25 protein-coding genes are annotated in these 17,266 nt (G+C 62.8%); 19 read left to right on the plus strand and 6 right to left on the minus strand.

Annotation, left to right across the window (positions count from 1 at the left end; translation table 11 throughout):
* Positions 1-23: 23 nt before the first annotated feature.
* On the minus strand, positions 24-728 hold the full coding sequence (locus IB263_RS08220) for a 4Fe-4S dicluster domain-containing protein (protein ID WP_060520598.1): 705 nt from the start codon (positions 726-728) through the stop codon (positions 24-26).
* A gap of 107 nt (positions 729-835) precedes the next feature.
* Complete coding sequence (locus IB263_RS08225) at positions 836-2,410, minus strand: trimethylamine methyltransferase family protein (protein ID WP_034788211.1); 1,575 nt, start codon at positions 2,408-2,410, stop codon at positions 836-838.
* Between the two features lie 334 nt (positions 2,411-2,744).
* On the opposite strand from IB263_RS08225, the gene IB263_RS08230 reads away from it, so the two are divergent.
* On the plus strand, positions 2,745-3,440 hold the full coding sequence (locus IB263_RS08230; RefSeq protein WP_034788208.1) for a B12-binding domain-containing protein: 696 nt from the start codon (positions 2,745-2,747) through the stop codon (positions 3,438-3,440).
* A gap of 96 nt (positions 3,441-3,536) precedes the next feature.
* Here IB263_RS08230 and IB263_RS08235 read toward each other — a convergent pair whose 3' ends face one another.
* On the minus strand, positions 3,537-3,695 hold the full coding sequence (locus IB263_RS08235) for a hypothetical protein (RefSeq protein ID WP_034788206.1): 159 nt from the start codon (positions 3,693-3,695) through the stop codon (positions 3,537-3,539).
* A 39-nt stretch (positions 3,696-3,734) separates the two neighbouring features.
* On the opposite strand from IB263_RS08235, the gene IB263_RS08240 reads away from it, so the two are divergent.
* The 5 genes from IB263_RS08240 (at position 3,735) to IB263_RS08260 (ending at position 6,783) form a co-directional block, all read left to right on the plus strand.
* Positions 3,735-4,355, plus strand: coding sequence for a DUF1638 domain-containing protein (locus tag IB263_RS08240; RefSeq protein WP_060601047.1), 621 nt, complete (start codon positions 3,735-3,737; stop codon positions 4,353-4,355).
* Positions 4,356-4,454: 99 nt separating this feature from the next.
* A complete protein-coding gene (gene dmeF, locus IB263_RS08245) occupies positions 4,455-5,444 on the plus strand; it encodes a CDF family Co(II)/Ni(II) efflux transporter DmeF (RefSeq protein WP_089044207.1) in 990 nt (329 codons plus the stop codon).
* Positions 5,445-5,471: 27 nt separating this feature from the next.
* The gene (locus IB263_RS08250; protein WP_034788200.1) at positions 5,472-5,747 is read left to right on the plus strand and encodes a metal/formaldehyde-sensitive transcriptional repressor; all 276 of its coding nucleotides are present in this window, start codon (positions 5,472-5,474) and stop codon (positions 5,745-5,747) included.
* A 383-nt stretch (positions 5,748-6,130) separates the two neighbouring features.
* Positions 6,131-6,364: a hypothetical protein gene (locus IB263_RS08255; RefSeq protein WP_060601052.1), complete on the plus strand. Its 234-nt coding sequence runs from the start codon at positions 6,131-6,133 to the stop codon at positions 6,362-6,364.
* Between the two features lie 116 nt (positions 6,365-6,480).
* Complete coding sequence (locus IB263_RS08260; protein ID WP_060601055.1) at positions 6,481-6,783, plus strand: hypothetical protein; 303 nt, start codon at positions 6,481-6,483, stop codon at positions 6,781-6,783.
* A gap of 30 nt (positions 6,784-6,813) precedes the next feature.
* Here the strand turns inward: IB263_RS08260 and IB263_RS08265 are convergent, their stop codons facing one another.
* The 3 genes from IB263_RS08265 to IB263_RS08275 are packed head-to-tail and all read right to left on the minus strand — an operon-like array spanning position 6,814 to position 7,405.
* Positions 6,814-7,029, minus strand: a complete 216-nt coding sequence (locus IB263_RS08265; protein WP_034788194.1) for a hypothetical protein — start codon at positions 7,027-7,029, stop codon at positions 6,814-6,816.
* Positions 7,029-7,187: a hypothetical protein gene (locus IB263_RS08270; protein ID WP_156400735.1), complete on the minus strand. Its 159-nt coding sequence runs from the start codon at positions 7,185-7,187 to the stop codon at positions 7,029-7,031. The genes IB263_RS08265 and IB263_RS08270 overlap by 1 nt, the downstream gene beginning before the upstream one ends.
* A 44-nt stretch (positions 7,188-7,231) precedes the next feature.
* A complete protein-coding gene (locus IB263_RS08275; protein WP_156552966.1) occupies positions 7,232-7,405 on the minus strand; it encodes a hypothetical protein in 174 nt (57 codons plus the stop codon).
* A gap of 414 nt (positions 7,406-7,819) precedes the next feature.
* On the opposite strand from IB263_RS08275, the gene IB263_RS08280 reads away from it, so the two are divergent.
* The 13 genes from IB263_RS08280 (at position 7,820) to IB263_RS08335 (ending at position 17,265) form a co-directional block, all read left to right on the plus strand.
* Positions 7,820-8,125, plus strand: coding sequence for a hypothetical protein (locus IB263_RS08280; protein WP_034788191.1), 306 nt, complete (start codon positions 7,820-7,822; stop codon positions 8,123-8,125).
* A gap of 42 nt (positions 8,126-8,167) precedes the next feature.
* Positions 8,168-8,290, plus strand: a complete 123-nt coding sequence (locus IB263_RS34450) for a hypothetical protein (RefSeq protein ID WP_034788190.1) — start codon at positions 8,168-8,170, stop codon at positions 8,288-8,290.
* Positions 8,291-8,337: 47 nt separating this feature from the next.
* Positions 8,338-8,601, plus strand: a complete 264-nt coding sequence (locus tag IB263_RS08285) for a DUF1488 domain-containing protein (protein WP_034788542.1) — start codon at positions 8,338-8,340, stop codon at positions 8,599-8,601.
* Positions 8,602-8,875: 274 nt separating this feature from the next.
* The gene (locus tag IB263_RS08290) at positions 8,876-9,649 is read left to right on the plus strand and encodes a pyrroline-5-carboxylate reductase (protein WP_192438234.1); all 774 of its coding nucleotides are present in this window, start codon (positions 8,876-8,878) and stop codon (positions 9,647-9,649) included.
* A 359-nt stretch (positions 9,650-10,008) separates the two neighbouring features.
* Positions 10,009-10,188 (plus strand): hypothetical protein, encoded by a 180-nt coding sequence (locus tag IB263_RS08295; RefSeq protein ID WP_060601062.1) that lies wholly within the window; start codon positions 10,009-10,011, stop codon positions 10,186-10,188.
* 45 nt (positions 10,189-10,233) lie between these two features.
* Positions 10,234-11,037, plus strand: coding sequence for a formyl transferase (locus tag IB263_RS08300; protein ID WP_192438236.1), 804 nt, complete (start codon positions 10,234-10,236; stop codon positions 11,035-11,037).
* 238 nt (positions 11,038-11,275) lie between these two features.
* Entirely contained in the window at positions 11,276-11,578 is a 303-nt protein-coding gene (locus IB263_RS08305) for a virulence factor (protein WP_060520592.1), read from the plus strand.
* Entirely contained in the window at positions 11,571-12,173 is a 603-nt protein-coding gene (locus IB263_RS08310) for a methylenetetrahydrofolate reductase C-terminal domain-containing protein (RefSeq protein WP_034788176.1), read from the plus strand. Before IB263_RS08305 ends, IB263_RS08310 begins: the two co-directional genes overlap by 8 nt.
* The gene (locus tag IB263_RS08315) at positions 12,170-13,261 is read left to right on the plus strand and encodes a methylenetetrahydrofolate reductase (protein WP_034788174.1); all 1,092 of its coding nucleotides are present in this window, start codon (positions 12,170-12,172) and stop codon (positions 13,259-13,261) included. Before IB263_RS08310 ends, IB263_RS08315 begins: the two co-directional genes overlap by 4 nt.
* 89 nt (positions 13,262-13,350) lie before the next feature.
* Positions 13,351-14,316, plus strand: coding sequence for a methyltetrahydrofolate cobalamin methyltransferase (locus IB263_RS08320; protein WP_034788171.1), 966 nt, complete (start codon positions 13,351-13,353; stop codon positions 14,314-14,316).
* A 39-nt stretch (positions 14,317-14,355) separates the two neighbouring features.
* Positions 14,356-14,658: a hypothetical protein gene (locus tag IB263_RS08325; protein ID WP_112976517.1), complete on the plus strand. Its 303-nt coding sequence runs from the start codon at positions 14,356-14,358 to the stop codon at positions 14,656-14,658.
* Between the two features lie 47 nt (positions 14,659-14,705).
* Positions 14,706-15,038, plus strand: a complete 333-nt coding sequence (locus IB263_RS08330; protein WP_060584867.1) for a hypothetical protein — start codon at positions 14,706-14,708, stop codon at positions 15,036-15,038.
* A 154-nt stretch (positions 15,039-15,192) separates the two neighbouring features.
* A complete protein-coding gene (locus IB263_RS08335) occupies positions 15,193-17,265 on the plus strand; it encodes an ASKHA domain-containing protein (protein ID WP_192438238.1) in 2,073 nt (690 codons plus the stop codon).
* Position 17,266: the final 1 nt, after the last annotated feature.

Below are 17,266 nucleotides of genomic sequence, written 5' to 3' on the forward strand. Positions count from 1 at the left end.
CGCGCCAGAGTGGAGACCGGCGCTCACACTTCAAGCGCAGACATATGGAAGCGCAACTGCTCGGGCGGGTAGCGATATTGGCTCCCGATGGGACAGGCAGCGCGCGACAGACAGCCATTCGCAAGGCAGCCGGCCCTGCCCGCGTCCGTGCGCAGATGGCCACGACAACGCCCGACATCGAAGCGTTCCCCTGCAAGCGCCGACGCCGGACAGCCTGAGATGCACGGCTTTTCGAGACAGTGGTCGCAAGGGTGGCTGGCGCTCGCTTCACCCGTCTCGCCAAGCGGGATACCGAAAGCAAGTGCGCCGCGGTAGCCGTGCCACAGGCCGAAACGCGAATGGATGAGAATGCCCAGCGGCGACGGTTTCAGGCCTTCGGCCCTCATCGCCCACTGCTGGAACGGCTGCCACGGGGGATCCGACGGAAAGAAGGCGGTCGCCCCCTGCTCGCCGGCGACCGGATTGATGACGGCCTTCGACCAATTGTCGAGCGGATCGGCGCCGCCGCCATCCGACCGGGCTTGCCGCCACGCGCTGAACGGCTGCCACAGCGAACCGCCGATATTGCCAATCAGCACCACGCTTGCCGCCAGGCGGCCATCGACGAGCAGCGGTGCGACCTCACCGGAGGCGAAATTCACGGTTCCGCGCAAAAAAAGACCGTGCGGCGCCAGCGCCGCACGGATCGTTTCGATTGTCTTGTCCGCTGTCGCGGAAGGCGCCGTCATTTCGGTTTCGGCCCCTGGTGTTCGTAATGCGGGCGCCAGACCTCCTTCTGGATCATGTCGGCCACCTGCGCCGCGCCGCCTTGCTCCCTGGCTCGCTCGGGACCCTTTCAGGTGAAAGCGTCCGGCATCGAGTCCTTGCGGCTGGCGATGAACGCCTTCAGCTTTTCGTCGATCTCGGGATCGAGGTAAGGCGCCTCGTAATGCTCCAGCCAACTGCGGCAGAGGGCATTGGCGCGTTGCTCGATGCGCTTTTCGCCTTCCACTTCCCACTGTTCGAAGGAATTGTTGTCGGCGAGCGGCGAACGGTAGAACGCCGTCTGGAAGTTGGCCTGGGTATGCGCGCAGCCGAGATAGTGGCTGCCCGGACCGACTTCGCGGATCGCGTCCAGCGCCTGGGCGTTTTCCGAGAGATCCACGCCTTCGGCCATCTTCTGCATCATGCCGAGCTGGTCCTGGTCGATCATGAACTTCTCGTAGGACGAGATCAGACCGCCTTCGAGCCAGCCGGCCGCATGCAGCACGAAGTTGGTGCCGGCAAGCAGCGTCATGTTCAGCGTGTTGGCCGATTCGTGCGCTGCCTGCGCATCCGGAACCTTGGAGCCGCAGAGCGAACCACCGGTACGGAACGGAAGCTTCAGGCGACGCGCGAGCTGGGCTGCGCCATAGGAGACGAGCGACGGCTCCGGCGTGCCGAAGGTCGGCGCGCCCGACTGCATCGAGATCGAGGCGGCAAACGTGCCGAAGAGCACCGGCGCGCCCTTGCGGATGAGCTGGGTGAAGGAGGCACCAGCGAGAACTTCTGCAAGGATCTGCGTCAGCGTGCCGGCGACCGTCACCGGGCTCATGGCGCCCGACAGGATGAACGGCGACAGCACGCAGGCCTGGTTATGGCGGGCGTAAACCTTGAGCGCGCCCACCATGGTCTCGTCGAAGACCATCGGCGAGTTGGCGTTGATGAGGTTCAGCGTAACGCAGTTGTTTTCGACGAAGTCGTCGCCGAAGACGATCTTCGCCATGGCGATCGTGTCTTCCGCCCGCTCCGGCGCCGTCACCGAGCCCATGAAGGGTTTGTCGGAATATTTGATATGGCTGTAGACCATATCGAGGTGGCGCTTGTTGACGGGGATGTCGACCGGCTCGCAGACCGTGCCGCCGGACGAGTGCATCGACGGCGCCATATAGGCGAGCTTCACGAAGTTGCGGAAATCCTCGATCGTCGCATAGCGGCGATTGCCTTCCAGATCGCGCACGAAGGGCGGGCCGTAGACCGGCGCGAAGATCGTCGCCTTGCCGCCGACCTGGGCGCTGCGCTCCGGATTGCGGGCATGCCAGGTGAATTCGGAAGGTGCCGTTTTCAGAAGCTCGCGGCAGAGACCCTTGGGGAAATGCACGCGCTGGCCGCGCACGTCGGCGCCGGCCTGTTTCCAGAGTTCGAGCGCCTCGGCGTCGTCACGGAACTCGATGCCGATTTCCTCGAGGATCGTATCGGCATTGCGCTCGATCAGCTGCAGGCCTTCCTCGTCGAGCACCTCGTATTCGCGAATCTTGCGCTGGATATAGGGCAAAGACGGCCCCGGGCCGCCGCCGGTGCGCGATGCGCGCCTTGCTGCTGCTCCCCGTCCCTCGCCGCGTGCGCGGCGACCGCCGCCTTCAACCGCGCCCTGATCTGTCACGTCGCTCATTCGCTTTTCCTCTCCCGCGCATCACTTTTTGCGCCTTCAAGCATCATTTGACCTTAATGCTACCAAGCATCGGGGGCCTTGCGGGTCTCAATGCGCCAAGGCGTGGCGCAACTCGAACACTGCCGAGCGGCGACAAGGGGGCGCAAAAACCGCGTGGCGCGAATATATTGTTTTTGTTAAGAATATACAGGCGGCAAAAGAAGCCGCCCTCCCGTCGCTTTTTGTCATATGCGACGTCGCTTTCGAAAACAGATTTTTAGACATCGACCGCTATGGATTGATGGACGCGTCCGAAAATTTCGCGCGACCGTGCCAGGAACCGAGGAACCCCAATATGGCAGACGATGAAATCATTCTCGAGGACCTTTCCGACGAAGAACTCGTGCAGCAGATGCACGACGACCTCTATGATGGCCTGAAGGAGGAAATCGAGGACGGGACCAACATCCTGCTCAAGCGCGGCTGGACGCCTTACGACGTCCTGACCCAGGCGCTGGTCGAAGGCATGCGCATCGTCGGCATCGACTTCCGCGATGGCATCCTGTTCGTGCCGGAAGTGCTGCTCTCGGCCAACGCCATGAAGGCCGGCATGACCATCCTGCGCCCGCTTCTCGCCGAAACCGGCGCGCCGAAGCTCGGCAAGATGGTGATCGGCACCGTCAAGGGCGACATTCACGACATCGGCAAGAACCTCGTCGGCATGATGATGGAAGGTGCGGGCTTCGACGTCGTCGACCTCGGCATCAACAACCCGGTCGAAAACTATCTCGAAGCGATCGAGCGCGAGCAGCCGGATATTCTCGGCATGTCCGCGCTTCTGACCACCACCATGCCCTACATGAAGGTCGTCATCGACACGCTCAAGGAAAAGGGCCTGCGCGACGACTACGTCGTTCTCGTCGGCGGTGCGCCGCTGAACGAGGAATTCGGCAAGGCCGTCGGTGCCGATGCCTATTGCCGCGATGCGGCGATTGCGGTCGAAACCGCCAAGGACTTCATGAAGCGCAAGCACAACCGCCTGGCCGGCTGAGCTTCGGACAATCCGAAATGACAAAGCCGGCCGCGTGGGTGAAATCCGCGGCCGGCTTTCCTATGTCTGGCGAGCGTGCCTGGCAGGTTTGCCGGGTTAGTTGACGGAGTTTGCCACCTTCTTGCCGGCCGACTGTGTCGCGTTGACCGTGTTTGCGGTATCCTGTCCGATGCCGCGGATGGTGTTGCCGCAGGCGGTAAGCGTCGAAAGGGCGACGAGAACGGCGCCGACGGTTGCAAGGGTCTTTACTGTCATGGTCAGGGTCCTTCCCGCTGATAGCCACATGGAATCAAGATGGAAAAAGTATCGCCCGCAATAGAACGTGCACAACCGGAAAAAGTTCACGTGATCGGTTGCGGCGCCATCGCCCGCGAAATCCTGGCGATCTGCGAGGCGAACGGGCTTCAGCATATCGACCTCAACTGTCTGCCCGCCATCTGGCACAACACGCCCGACAAGATCACCCCGGGCATTCGCGACGCCATTGCCAAGGCCCGCGCCGAAGGCTTCGAGCGCATCTTCGTCGCCTATGCCGACTGCGGCACCGGCGGCCAGCTCGACCGACTTCTGGAGGAGGAAAAGGTCGAGCGTATCCCCGGTCCGCACTGTTACTCCTTCTTTGCCGGCAACGATGATTTCGCCCGCCGTTGGGACGACGACCTCACCGCCTTCTTCCTCACCGACTTTCTCGCCCGCCAGTTCGAGGCCTTCGTCATCGAACCGCTCGGCCTCAACCGGCACCCGGAGCTCCGGGACATGTATTTCGGCCACTACCGCAAGCTCGTCTATCTCTCGCAGCAGGAGGATGCAGGCTTGCAGGAGAAGGCGAGGAAGGCCGCCGAGCGGCTCGGGCTCGAATACGAATATCGGTTCACCGGTTACGGCGATCTGACGACGTCGCTGCTGAAGGCGTGAATTAGCGACATCATCAAGCTGAAATCGCAGACCCGAAACAGAGACTTTACGTCGAATCCAATATAGGGTACCCCCCTATATAATATTGGAGGCATCGACATGGGCAATCACGACCGCGACCATCATCACCACCACGGACACCACGGGCATTCGCATGACGACGCGCGCGTGCTCGCGGCCAGCCATGATCACGTCTTCCTCGGCGGCAATCACGAGCGCAACGAGCGGCGGACCTGGATTGTCATCGCGGTGACCGCAACGATGATGGTGATCGAGATCGCGGCAGGTCAGATCTTCGGCTCGATGGCGCTGGTTGCCGATGGCTGGCACATGTCGACCCATGCGGCCGCGATGCTGATCGCAGCGCTTGCCTATCTCTATGCACGCAAGCATTCGAACAATCGCCGCTTTACCTTCGGCACGGGAAAGCTCGGGGACCTCGCCGGTTTTTCGAGTGCCATTGTGCTGGCCCTGATCGCGCTTCTGATCGGCTGGGAGAGCCTGCGCCGCCTACACGCTCCGGTGACGATCGATTTCAGCGAGGCGATCCTCGTCGCTGTTGCCGGCCTCATCGTCAATCTCGTCTGCGCCTGGCTCTTGAAGGACGATCACGACCATCATCACCACGATCATCACGGCCACCACCATGGGCACCATGGTGGGCAGGATCGCAACCTGCGCGCCGCCTATCTGCACGTCCTTGCCGACGCGCTGACCTCGGTGCTCGCCATCGTCGCCCTTGGTCTCGGCGCAATCTATGGCTGGCTGTGGCTCGATCCCGCCATGGGCATCGTCGGCGCACTTGTCATTGCGCGCTGGTCCTTCGGCCTCATTCGCGATACCGGCGCGACATTGCTCGACTATATCCCCGATGGCGAAGACCTGCCGGACGAGATCGGCGAGATCGTCGCCAGGGAAGACGCCGAGATCGTCGATCTGCACGTCTGGCAACTCGGGCCCGGCCACCACGGTGCAATCGTCTCGCTCGTCGCCGACAACCCGCGGGCACCGTCCTATTATCGCGAAAAGCTTGCCGCCATTCACGATTTGTCGCATGTGACCGTGGAGGTGGAACCACGGGCCGCATAGCGGCGGCGCCCGAAACCGGAGTTTGCGATGACCCATACCATCCGCGAGAAGCAGAAGCTCATCAACAGGGTCCGGCGCCTGCGCGGCCAGATGGAGGCGGTCGAGCGGATGCTGGAGGAGGAGAAGGGCTGCGCCGAGGTCATGCAGGTGATCGCCGGCATCCGCGGCGCGGTCAACGGGCTGATGGCGGAAGTGGTCGAAGACCATATCCACATGCATGTCGCCGCAGCCGAGCTGTCGCAGAAGGACCGGGAGGAAGCGGCGGCCGAACTGGTGGATGTGGTGCGCGCCTACCTGAAATAGCGTCGCTGCCGCGCACTTTGCCAAGGTCACCGTTGCCGCCGAGAACCATGCTGTGCTCGGCGATGGCGACCGGTCATGCTTTCTGCCAGCTCACAGACTGACCGCGAAGTCCTGCCGGCCGCACGCTTCCGGCCGCAACAGCACGTCGTCCGCCTGATCGCCGGTGATCACGTTCCGTCAGAAGCCGACGATCCGGCTTCCGCCCGGGCCCCTCATTGCCAGGCCCCTTGCCCGGTCCCCTCCTTCGCCGTCTGAACTCTTAATTTGAAACCATGTCCGCGCCAGCCCGTTTAGCTGGCGTACCTCATCCCTGACGCTTCCTCAGCCGCCTGACAATTGGCCGTCTTTGCGCCAAGCACGGAGCCAGAACGCGGGAGCGTCCCATGACCAAGAATTTCACGCACGACAAAAAGAGACTGCTTCATGGCTGGGATGCGGTCTACGATCTCGAAGAGTTCATTCTGGCCTATCAATTGGCACCGTTGGCGGCGCGTGACATCTTCGCGAAAGTCGGCCCGCGCAGGCTCGATCTGGCGAATGCGATGGATGCGCGCAGCACAGCGACGGGCGACGAAGCGAAACGCGCGCTCGGCCAAAACATACCTCCCGGTGCTTGAGTGAAGTTCGTTGCGCTGGCGCGACAACGCGTGCAGGGTGCTTTATCGACGGCGATTGAAGCGGGCGCCGTCGCCTACGGGCCTTCGTGCCTGGGCCCCAACCAAAGGAGGACGCAATGTCTTCCAGCAATCCAGAACATTGTCTTCACTCCGACGACCTCAGCCTTCTGGTCGAGGTACTCGCCGCTGCCGGCTACTACGGAACGACCGCGACGGCAGACCCGGGCGGACGGCTTGCTGCCACGCGCTTCCTGATTGCGGCACTTGAAAGCGGCGTCGACAGCCACGCCACTCCGGAGGCGGCGCTGGCCGAGCCGGGCACTGCCGCGGAGTTTCCGAGGTCCCCTTCCCGTCCGGCGCCTTATGAGGAATTCAGACAGGCTGCAGTTGATCGAAAGACTGGCAGCGTGGCCCGCTGAGCCACCATCGTGGGTTTCCAGCCCACCCATCTAACCCCTATCTTCCGGCGGTCGGGGCGGAAGCTGGATCGTGCCCCTGCGTATGCGGTCTTTGAGATTGAGAATATCGAGAAGATCATCCGCTTCGTCGCGCGGCAAGTTGGACATCAGATAACCGTCAACAACAACCGGTTGCCCGGTGAAGACATCGACAACCGCCCAGACATTGTTGGCTTCGACCTTGAGACCGTACCTTAGTGTTGTCATCAGCCCAGTCCGTAATCGGGGTTTACCGCCTGCCCTTGCTCAGCCACATGCGGCATGGCGGGGCGATCGCTCGCATTGCCCTGAGGTGGCCTGAAGGCCCAGACAAGAAAAACCGACAGTGCGACCAGAAACAGTGAGAAGACCAAACGGGAGGACATCGCGCCTCTCCTTCATCGAATGAGGCCATCGCGGCTGGGGGGTGTCACGCGGCTGGGGAAAGAAAGCGCGCAATAACCTTCTGCAGGGTCTCGGCAGCCGCTCGGTTCAGCGCGACCTCGATCTGGCCGTCGTCGCATTCCAGGCAGAGAGTGCCGATCAGCGGCGCCTTGTGCAGGGTGATGATTTCGCTCTGGTAGAGTTTGTTCGGCTCGGACATGACAGTCTCCAGTTCCAAGCGACGAGCTTAACACATCCTCGATCGGCACGTGGCTTTTATCACGCGAGCAGCGAGAAACTCGGGAGAAACACCGGCGTCGCGCCAAAAACACTTTAAATCTGCGTCGGCAGACACACGCGCCTCAATTGAAACTCAATCGACGCGCAATAGTATATCCAAGTAAATTTGGCCGATGTGGCTTTCGCGGTATCAGAATTTCTAACCGCACCTATTCTCCTAAATTTTCGAACGACACGCAAGCTTCGGATCCAGTGCTTGGTCCATGCTTCGCCTCGAAGCACATCGCGCATTGTAACGTCTGTTCGTTCCCCGAACCTTGGTTGATCGGTCGATAACCGGCTCATCGCAGCCGACCGACCGTGCCTGCCCACACCTAAAAGGACTGAGACCACTATGAACGCTTTATCTTTTACGAAACGCATCATCCGCGGCCCCCGCGACCAGTCGCCGGTTCACCGCTTCCAGGTCGGCCAGCTTGTTCGCTCGAAGGGAGCGCTGACCAGAGAGTCGACCATCGGGGACACCTACCGCATAACCGCCACGCTCCCCATCCGCGACAATGCGCTCCAGTACCGCATACGCAGCAGCGACGAATGCCATGAGCGCGTGACCGATGAAGGCAATCTCGAACTGATCCGTCCCGCCGATGAGCGAATGGCCCTGGCCGAACGGGCCTTCAAGTCCAGGCACGCCCTTTAGATCCAAACCATCGTCCTAACAGATCAGCTGCAGGAGGCGATCATGAAGTACCACATACCGGCTCAGATCTATCTATTCGACTACCGCGGCCTGCTTGCCTGGATCGCCCTTTCGCTGGCGGTCGCCGTCGTCGTGACCACGATCCTTTTCGGGCGGATCTTGTGACGGCCCGTCTCTGGCCGGCCTGGCTTACCGCCAAAAGGATTACGACCATGCCGCTAACCTTCCCGAACCCATGCCGAAGCTTCGATGAAGCGCGCAAGGCCGTACGTTTCCTTGGCCATGATGGCATGTTCGAAGTGCCCTTCTATGTTGAGGCGGCGGCCCTCTCCCGTGGCGCGCCCACCCGGACGACCGAAGCAGCCTGCTTGCTGGCCTTCGATGCCGCGCGCAACGCAATCCACGAGGCCGCGACGGCAGCCTATGCCAAGGGGCGCCGGACGATCTATGTCCTCACCGCCGATGACTTTCGCTAGGTCCCGGGCCAAAACGCAGCAGCCTTTCGACCAACACCCCTTGGCCTAGCAGGGGTCTCCGCCTTATGCGGCAACGCCCCGCAGCGGCCGAAGGGCGTGGCAATCTCAACTGCACTGTTGAAATGCGCCCTGCTCTCCTGTGGGCGACGCTGTCGCGAGCGCTTGTCGCCGGCGCCTTTGCTATTATTATTCCGCGAATTCCAAACCCGTACCCGTGCATGCCACACCCGGCAGTTTCACGGACCTTCTGAAATCACCAAGCGACAGAACTTTCATGAAACTTGGATTCATCGGCACCGGCGCACTCTCCTCGGCGATCGTCACCGGCCTCAAGACGCTTCCCGGCGAGATCACCACCGTCGTCCTTTCGCCGCGCAACGAAGAGATCGCTGCGGGCCTTGCCGCCCGCTTTCCTGACGTGACTGTCGCTGCCGACAATCAGGCGGTGCTCGACGCCTCAGACACGGTCATGCTCGGCGTCCGGCCGCAGATCGCCCGCGACGTGCTGCCGACCCTGCGCTTTCGCCCGGATCACCACGTCGTCAGCCTGATTGCGACCTTCTCCTGCGCCGAGATCGCCGCCATGGTCGGCCAAGTGAAGCGGGTGACCAAGGCCTTGCCAATGCCGATGATCGCGATCCGCCAGGGCCCGACGATCATCTTCCCGCTGGATCCGGATATGGCGGCGTTTTTCGGCCGGCTCGGCACGGCGATCGAAGTAACAAGCGAGAGCGAATTCGATGCGCTAAGTGTGGCGACCGCCACCTATGCCAGCTACTTCAAGTACCTGGAAACGATCCATAGCTGGCTAAAGGACAACGGCGTCGACGAAGCGAAGGGCCGCGCCTATATCGCCAGCCTGTTTGGCGCGCTCGGCCAGGCGCCGGAAACGACCCCGGACGCAAGCTTCGCGCATCTGGCGCAGGACTACGCGACACGCGGCGGCATCAATGAGCAAGTGCTGCGGGAGTTGACGGAGCACGGCACCTTCGAAAAATTCAGGGAAAGTCTCGGCGGCATCCACCGGCGGATTATCGCAGCGTCGTGAGCCACTGGCGCAACGGAAAAGCCCCTCATCCGGCCTGCCGGCCACCTTTCTCCCCGCAAGCGGGGCGGAGGAAATTCGCGGCACCCACTCCGCCAACAATAAACACCACGATTTCCGCCTCGCTGCGGCTCCGCTCGGCGAAACTAAGATCGGGCCACGTCCCCTCGTTAGGGTGAGGGGCAATCCGGTTTGCAAGGACTCCGGCTAGCCTCGTCCACCGATGCTGGCCGAAGCGCAGCGGCTTACGTGAGCGCTCGTCCCTGCAACGAAAAATAAGCTCTTCCTAATCCCTATATCTGCGCTACCCTGCGTTACATCTCAGTGCGCGACTGCTGCGTCTTGGGACGGGAGGCACACCAGTGAAATTCCTCGAATACCTGCCCTACGCCATCGGCTGCGCCGCCGGGCTGCTGCTGTCGCTGGTCGTCGGCGCGGTCTGCAGCCTCTCGGATGACGTGAAGATGGTCGAATCCGTCGCCCTCGTCGTGCTCGGTGGCGGTGTCGCCGAATGGTACTGGAACCAGTTAAGCCGGCGGTAACGGGCAAGCCTTCATAACTCGGCCCTGTTCATCCGCGGGGCCGCCATGACCGACATCGCCAGCCAAAATCAAGCCGCAGGCGGACGCCCCGGCCGCGTCGTCGTGGTGACCGCGGGCGGCGAGAATCCCTGGATCATGATCAACGCGTTCTCCGCGCATTTCGCCGACGTTACGGTCGTCGAGGAGCAGCCGGAATCGAAGGGCCTGTTCCTGCGCCGCCGCGCACGCAAGCTCGGCTGGCTGACGGCGCTGGGGCAGCTTGCGACCATGATCGCCTCGCGCTTCGGCAAGCGTTTTACCCGCAAGCGCGCGGACGAGATCTCCGCGACCTACAAAGTCTCGGGAAAACCCGATCCGTCGATCCCGGTAAAATCCATCGCCTCCATCAACGACACGGACGCCACCGCCCAAGTGCGCGCGCTCAAACCCGATGTCGTCTTCCTCATCAGCTGCCGCATGCTGAAGGCCGAAACGCTGGCCGCCATCCCCTGCCCGGTCCTCAACTTCCACGCCGGCATCAACCCGGCCTATCGCGGCCTGATGGGCGGTTACTGGGCGCGGATCAACAACGACCTCGAAAACTTCGGAGCGACCGTACATCTGGTCGATGCGGGCGTCGATACCGGCGGCGTGCTCTACCAGTCGCGCCAGAAGCCTGCCCCTCACGATACGATGCACACCTATCCGCTGCTGCAGACGGCGGCTTCCACGGATATTGCGATTGCCGCCGTCGGCGATGCGCTCGCCGGAAAGCTGCAGGTCATCGATGTCGCAGGCCCGTCACGGCAATGGTATCACCCGCCGATCTGGACCTGGATATGGAACGGGCTGAAGCGCGGCATCTGGTAGGCTGACAAGCCGCCCCTTACCTCCTTCCGACATCGGCTAAAAGCCTGAAACTGCGGGTAATCCTTGCCGATGGTTCGTGGCTGCAAGAAGTGCCTCAACTGCGACTTGCGCATCACCGCCAAGACGTCTGATATGGCATCCGCGCCAGCGTCGTTTTTGGACATATCCGACGTCGTGGCGAGATGAGCCCGGACGCCGGTACATGCGCATTGTCGCAGAACGAGGAGAACAACACCCCATGGCAGATCGCATTATCGTCTACTGGCGCGACATTCCGGCCCAGGTCATCATCAAGAAGGGCCGCACGACGGCGAAGCGCGAGCTGTCTCTGCGCTTCACCGAAGCGATCGACATGTGCGCCATGCGCACCGGTGCGGCTGAAACCGACGACTACCTCGCCGAATGGCGCAAGGCCGATCCGGTGCCGGTCTCCGACGATCTGGAAACGGAAGCCGACCAGGCCGCCGCCGAGCTCGAAGCCGCCTATGACCGCGAACGCCTCGTCGCCCTCGTCAAAGCCGGAGGCCGCGACAATGGCTGACGCCAAACCGCCGAGCGAGCCGAAGGTCATGAAGGGCAACGCCGCCCCGGCCGCCAAGGCCGCAACCGGCGCGTTTACGCCGTCTGGCGTTTCGCCGAGCCGCCGCTCGCGCCACAAATATACGGTCCGCCTCTGGGCGGTCCGCAACTCCCGTTTCCTCGAATGGTTCTACCACCGCTTCGCCGACCTGTTCCTGCTGCTTCACCCGCTGTGGAACGCCATCGGTTATGGCCGGGTCGAGCGTCCGGTGACCTTCGTCGAGCGTCACGTGAAAGGCTTCCTCTTCGACTGTCGCATGTGCGGCCAGTGCGCGCTGTCCTCGACCGGCATGTCCTGCCCGATGAACTGTCCGAAGCAGCTGCGCAACGGCCCCTGCGGCGGCGTGCGCGCCAACGGCAATTGCGAGGTCGAGCCGGACATGCCCTGCGTCTGGGTGCAGGCCTGGAAGGGCTCGCAGAACATGGAGAAGGGCAACGCCATCATGAACGTGCAGAAGCCGGTCAACCAGTCGCTGCGCGAAACCTCGTCCTGGCTGCGCGTGACGGCGGAAGCCGCAGCGCGCCGTGAAGCGGCATCCAAGGAAGGCCAGGCATGAGCCCCGACATCAATCCCTTCGATCCCGGCGCGCCGCTCGAGCCCCTGCCCGGCCATTCCTCCCGCGGCCGTCTTGAGCGGGTTTTGCGCCGCGGCGAGTTCGCCGTCACCGCCGAACTCAACCCGCCTGACAGTGCAAACCCGCAGGACGTCTACGAGCGCGCCGCGATCTTCGACGGCTGGGTCGACGGCATCAACGCGGTCGATGCCTCCGGCGCCAACTGCCACATGTCCTCGGTCGGCATCTGCGCGCTTTTGACCCGCATGGGCTACGCCCCGATTATGCAGATCGCCTGCCGCGACAAGAACCGCATCGCCATCCAGGGCGACGTGCTCGGCGCCTCTGCCATGGGCGTTCAGAACATCATGTGCCTGACCGGCGACGGCGTGCAGGCCGGCGACCAGCCAGGCGCCAAGCCGGTCTTCGACCTCGACTGCATGTCGCTGCTCGAAACCGTCCGCATCATGCGCGACAACTCGAAGTTCCTCTCGGGCCGCAAGCTGACGACACCGCCGCAGGTATTCCTCGGCGCTGCGATCAACCCCTTTGCCCCGCCTTACGATTTCCGCCCCTATCGTCTGGCCAAGAAGATCGAGGCCGGCGCCCAGTTCGTGCAGAGCCAGTACTGCTTCGACGTGCCGATGTTCCGCGAATACATGAAGAAGGTGCGCGACCTCGGTCTGCACGAGAAGTGCTATATCCTCGTCGGCGTCGGGCCGATGGCATCGGCCAAGACCGCCCGCTGGATCCGCTCCAACGTGCCGGGCATCCATATTCCGGACAGCGTGATTACCCGACTTGAGGGCGCGCAGGACCAGAAGAAGGAAGGCAAGCAGCTCTGCATCGACATCATCAACGAGGTGAAGGAGATCGAAGGCGTCTCCGGCATTCACGTCATGGCCTACCGCCAGGAAGAATATGTCGCAGAAATCGTGCATGAATCGGGGGTACTGAAGGGCCGCCGCCCCTGGAAGCACGAGACGCTGCCGGAGGATGCGATGGTTGCCGAGCGCCTGGAGCACATTCGCGAGGGCAAGGAAGAAAACCAGCAACAGATGGCCGAAGCCGCGGCCCATCACCCGCACTGACCGCAGACAAAACTGGCGCCGGCCACAAGGCGCCTATCATCGACTTCACGGGCGTGATTACATAGACGCCAAATGACAAAGGACCCTGCATGACCCGGACCATCGTCGCTTCCGCCACCCGCGAGATCATCATCGGCTTCGACCAGCCGTTCTGCGTCATCGGCGAACGCATCAACCCGACCGGCCGCAAGAAGCTGGCCGCCGAAATGATCGAGGGCAACTTCGATACCGTCATCAAGGACGCGCTGGAGCAGGTTGCCGCCGGGGCGACGATGCTCGACGTCAACGCTGGCGTGACCGCCGTCAACCCGAACGAGACCGAGCCGCCGCTCTTGGTCAAGACACTCGAAATCGTCCAGGGCCTCGTCGACGTGCCGCTGTCGATCGACAGTTCGGTGACGGCCGCGATCGAGGCGGCACTGCGCGTCGCCAAGGGCCGCCCGCTGGTCAACTCCGTGACCGGCGAAGAGGAAAAGCTCGAAGCGATCCTGCCGCTCTGCAAGAAGTATGACGTTCCGGTCGTTGCCATCTCCAACGACGAAACCGGCATTTCCGAAGATCCGGATGTGCGTTTTGCCGTCGCCAAGAAGATCGTCGAGCGCGCCGCCGACTTCGGCATCAAGCCGCACGACATCGTCGTCGACCCGCTGGTCATGCCGATCGGCGCCATGGGCACCGCCGGCCAGCAGGTCTTCGCACTTCTGCGGCGTCTGCGCGAAGAGTTGAAGGTCAACACCACCTGCGGCCTGTCCAACATCTCCTTCGGCCTGCCGCACCGCCACGGCATCAATGCCGGCTTCATTCCGATGGTCATCGGCGCCGGCATGACGTCGGCAATCATGAACCCCTGCCGCCCGCAGGAAATGGAAGCCGTGCGTGCGGCAAACGTGCTAAACGGCACCGACCCGAACTGCACCCACTGGATCAAGACCTACCGCGACCACAAGCCGGCCGAAGGTGGCCACGTGGTTGCGGCAGCACCAGTGGCAGCCGCCGGTGGCGGACGTCGCGGTGGCCGCGCGGCCCGCACGGGTGGTGCGGCTGCCAGCGAGTAGTTCCTGGATCGGCGCTGATGCGCTCGAGGGAGAAGGACGATGAGAAGCCAGTTGCGCCTCCTTGCCGTCGTTCTCCCTCTGGTCGTTATCGCCAGGTACACACTGTTTGACGATGCGGCCGAGTTTCAGCGGTTCTACGCCGCGCTCCGCAGCTATGGTGCACCCGTGATCATCGTGACGGCTGCCGTACTTGGAACAATAATGATCGCCACCGTCACCAGGAAGGTCTATCTCGGTCCGCAGGAGCAGGTGATCAAGGCTTGCCTCTGGGGCAGTTCGGCCGTGCTGGCCGCGACTCTTGCCTATACATTCGCAGTCGTAAAACTTGCCGGGGCGCCGTAGCAACGCACGTCGGTTCATCCATCCGCCAACGCAAAGTGGAGATCACCATGACACGCAGCCTACGCCTGGATGCCGCCACCCTCTGGTTCGAGGCCCCCTTCGTCATCGCCGTCCGACTGCAGGAGATGCAGATGGCGGCGCTCACCGGCAAGACCCAGGACGTGACCGAGCTTCATCGCATGGTCTCCGAGAAGATCGCCGCCACGGCCGAAAGCGTCATGGCCGTGAACATGGCCCTTTGGAAGGCCGCCTTCGACAACACCTTGCGCCTGATGACCGGCGGCACGGCGTCTGGCCACGGAACCGCGATTGCGTCCGCAGCCCTCAGGCCCTATGGCAAGCGCGTGCGCAGCAACGCCCGGCGGCTGTCGCGCAAGTAAGCCTGACGCGCCGTGCCCCACGCCTAACTGTTTGAAACAGAAGCTTCCATGTCGGGATTGGACAACTATCGGGCGCCGTTCCGGTGCAGTCTGAAACCGTTTACCCGTGCTTCGCCTGACCCATTGAAGCGGACCTGACGAAAGACCACAGAGCATGCGCATTGAAGGTACCTCCGAGATCGAGACCAACATGACCGAAGCCGCGCAAAAGGACCCTCTCGTGCTGTTCATGCCTTCGGGCAAGCGCGGCCGCTTCCCGGTCGGCACGCCGGTTCTCGATGCGGCGCGCAAGCTCGGCGTCTATGTCGAAAGCGTGTGCGGCGGGCGCGCCACCTGCGGACGCTGTCAGATCGTGGTGCAGGAAGGCAACTTCGCCAAGCACAAGATCGTCTCGTCCAACGACCACATTTCTGAAAAGGGCGCCAAGGAAGATCGCTACGAGAAGATCCGCGGCCTGCCCGACGGCCGCCGCCTCTCCTGTTCCGCCCAGATCCTCGGCGATCTCGTCATCGACGTGCCGCAGGATACCGTTATCAACGCCCAGGTCGTGCGCAAGGCCGCAACCGACCGGGTGATCGAGCGCAACGCCGCCGTTCAGCTCTGCTATGTCGAGGTGGACGAGCCCGACATGCACAAGCCGCTCGGCGATCTCGACCGGCTGAAGGTGATGCTGGAGAAGGACTGGGGCTGGAAGGATCTGCTGATTGCGCCGCACCTGATCCCGCAGGTGCAAGGCATTCTGCGCAAGGGCAACTGGGCCGTCACCGCCGCCATCCACCGCGACATGGATAGTTCGCGCCCCTTCATCGTCGGCCTGTGGCCGGGCCTCAAGAACGAGGCCTACGGCGTTGCCTGTGACATCGGCTCGACGACGATCGCCATGCATCTGGTGTCGCTGCTCTCGGGTCGCATCGCCGCCTCGTCCGGCGCCTCCAACCCGCAGATCCGGTTCGGCGAAGACCTGATGAGCCGCGTCTCCTATGTGATGATGAATCCTGATGGCCGCGAGGCGATGACCAAGGCCGTGCGCGAGGCGGTCAATGGTCTCATCGGCAAGGTCTGCGCCGAGGGTGAAGTCGACCGCCACGACATTCTCGACATGGTCTTCGTCGCGAACCCGATCATGCACCACCTTTTCCTCGGCATCGACCCGACGGAACTCGGCCAGGCGCCGTTCGCGCTCGCTGTGTCAGGCGCGCTGCAATATTGGGCGCATGAGATCGATATCGACGTCAACCGCGGCGCGCGCCTCTACATGCTGCCCTGCATCGCCGGCCATGTGGGCGCCGATGCGGCGGGAGCAACCCTCGCCGAAGGGCCCTATCGCCAGGACAAGATGATGCTGCTCGTCGATGTCGGCACCAATGCCGAAATCGTGCTCGGCAACAAGGACCGCGTCGTCGCCGCTTCCTCGCCCACGGGCCCGGCCTTCGAAGGTGCGGAAATTTCGTCGGGCCAGCGCGCCGCCCCCGGCGCGATCGAGCGCGTGCGCATCGATCCCGTAACGCTGGAGCCGCGCTTCCGCGTCATCGGCGTCGAAAAGTGGTCGGACGAGGAAGGCTTTGCCGAGGCGGCCGCATCAGTCGGCGTCACCGGCATCTGCGGCTCGGCGATCATCGAGATCGTCGCCGAGATGTATCTTTCCGGCATCATCTCCGAGGACGGTGTCGTCGATGGTGCCATGGCGGCAAAAAGCCCGCGCATCATCCCGAACGGCCGCACCTTCTCCTACCTCCTGCACGAGGGTGAGCAGCGCATCACCGTGACGCAGAACGACATCCGCGCCATCCAGCTCGCCAAGGCAGCGCTCTATGCCGGCATCAAGCTGCTCATGGAAAAGCAGGGCGTCGACCACGTCGACACCATCCGCTTTGCCGGCGCCTTCGGCTCCTTCATCGATCCCAAATATGCGATGGTGCTGGGCCTCATCCCGGACTGCGATCTCGACGACGTAAAGGCCGTCGGCAACGCCGCCGGTACCGGCGCACTGATGGCGCTCTTGAACCGCGGCCACCGCCGCGAGATCGAGCAAACTGTCAGCAAAATCGAGAAGATAGAGACGGCGCTTGAATCAAAGTTTCAGGAGCATTTCGTCAACGCCATGGCGATGCCGAACAAGGTCGACAGCTTCCCGAATCTTTCGACCGTCGTCACCTTGCCGGAGCGCAAGGTGAGTAGCGATGACGGTGAAGGCGGCGGACGGCGGCGGAGGAGGAGCCGGGAGTAGT

Origin of the sequence: Ensifer sp. ENS03, assembly GCF_014852035.1 — a bacterium.
Taxonomy (GTDB): domain Bacteria; phylum Pseudomonadota; class Alphaproteobacteria; order Rhizobiales; family Rhizobiaceae; genus Ensifer; species Ensifer adhaerens.

What these genes read in the sequence shown, in the direction of transcription:
- IB263_RS08290 (WP_192438234.1), top strand. Translation starts at nt 8,876, where the DNA reads ATGAAACTTGGATTCATCGGCACCGGCGCACTCTCCTCGGCGATCGTC.
- IB263_RS08310 (WP_034788176.1), top strand. Translation starts at nt 11,571, where the DNA reads ATGGCTGACGCCAAACCGCCGAGCGAGCCGAAGGTCATGAAGGGCAAC.
- IB263_RS08285 (WP_034788542.1), top strand. Translation starts at nt 8,338, where the DNA reads ATGCCGCTAACCTTCCCGAACCCATGCCGAAGCTTCGATGAAGCGCGC.
- dmeF (WP_089044207.1), top strand. Translation starts at nt 4,455, where the DNA reads ATGGGCAATCACGACCGCGACCATCATCACCACCACGGACACCACGGG.
- IB263_RS08235 (WP_034788206.1), bottom strand. Translation starts at nt 3,695, where the DNA reads ATGACAGTAAAGACCCTTGCAACCGTCGGCGCCGTTCTCGTCGCCCTT.
- IB263_RS08225 (WP_034788211.1), bottom strand. Translation starts at nt 2,410, where the DNA reads ATGAGCGACGTGACAGATCAGGGCGCGGTTGAAGGCGGCGGTCGCCGC.
- IB263_RS08250 (WP_034788200.1), top strand. Translation starts at nt 5,472, where the DNA reads ATGACCCATACCATCCGCGAGAAGCAGAAGCTCATCAACAGGGTCCGG.
- IB263_RS08240 (WP_060601047.1), top strand. Translation starts at nt 3,735, where the DNA reads ATGGAAAAAGTATCGCCCGCAATAGAACGTGCACAACCGGAAAAAGTT.
- IB263_RS08300 (WP_192438236.1), top strand. Translation starts at nt 10,234, where the DNA reads ATGACCGACATCGCCAGCCAAAATCAAGCCGCAGGCGGACGCCCCGGC.
- IB263_RS08280 (WP_034788191.1), top strand. Translation starts at nt 7,820, where the DNA reads ATGAACGCTTTATCTTTTACGAAACGCATCATCCGCGGCCCCCGCGAC.
- IB263_RS08330 (WP_060584867.1), top strand. Translation starts at nt 14,706, where the DNA reads ATGACACGCAGCCTACGCCTGGATGCCGCCACCCTCTGGTTCGAGGCC.
- IB263_RS08315 (WP_034788174.1), top strand. Translation starts at nt 12,170, where the DNA reads ATGAGCCCCGACATCAATCCCTTCGATCCCGGCGCGCCGCTCGAGCCC.
- IB263_RS08220 (WP_060520598.1), bottom strand. Translation starts at nt 728, where the DNA reads ATGACGGCGCCTTCCGCGACAGCGGACAAGACAATCGAAACGATCCGT.
- IB263_RS08325 (WP_112976517.1), top strand. Translation starts at nt 14,356, where the DNA reads ATGAGAAGCCAGTTGCGCCTCCTTGCCGTCGTTCTCCCTCTGGTCGTT.
- IB263_RS08255 (WP_060601052.1), top strand. Translation starts at nt 6,131, where the DNA reads ATGACCAAGAATTTCACGCACGACAAAAAGAGACTGCTTCATGGCTGG.
- IB263_RS08260 (WP_060601055.1), top strand. Translation starts at nt 6,481, where the DNA reads ATGTCTTCCAGCAATCCAGAACATTGTCTTCACTCCGACGACCTCAGC.
- IB263_RS08335 (WP_192438238.1), top strand. Translation starts at nt 15,193, where the DNA reads ATGCGCATTGAAGGTACCTCCGAGATCGAGACCAACATGACCGAAGCC.
- IB263_RS08265 (WP_034788194.1), bottom strand. Translation starts at nt 7,029, where the DNA reads ATGACAACACTAAGGTACGGTCTCAAGGTCGAAGCCAACAATGTCTGG.
- IB263_RS08320 (WP_034788171.1), top strand. Translation starts at nt 13,351, where the DNA reads ATGACCCGGACCATCGTCGCTTCCGCCACCCGCGAGATCATCATCGGC.
- IB263_RS08230 (WP_034788208.1), top strand. Translation starts at nt 2,745, where the DNA reads ATGGCAGACGATGAAATCATTCTCGAGGACCTTTCCGACGAAGAACTC.
- IB263_RS08275 (WP_156552966.1), bottom strand. Translation starts at nt 7,405, where the DNA reads ATGTCCGAGCCGAACAAACTCTACCAGAGCGAAATCATCACCCTGCAC.
- IB263_RS34450 (WP_034788190.1), top strand. Translation starts at nt 8,168, where the DNA reads ATGAAGTACCACATACCGGCTCAGATCTATCTATTCGACTACCGCGGC.
- IB263_RS08305 (WP_060520592.1), top strand. Translation starts at nt 11,276, where the DNA reads ATGGCAGATCGCATTATCGTCTACTGGCGCGACATTCCGGCCCAGGTC.
- IB263_RS08270 (WP_156400735.1), bottom strand. Translation starts at nt 7,187, where the DNA reads ATGTCCTCCCGTTTGGTCTTCTCACTGTTTCTGGTCGCACTGTCGGTT.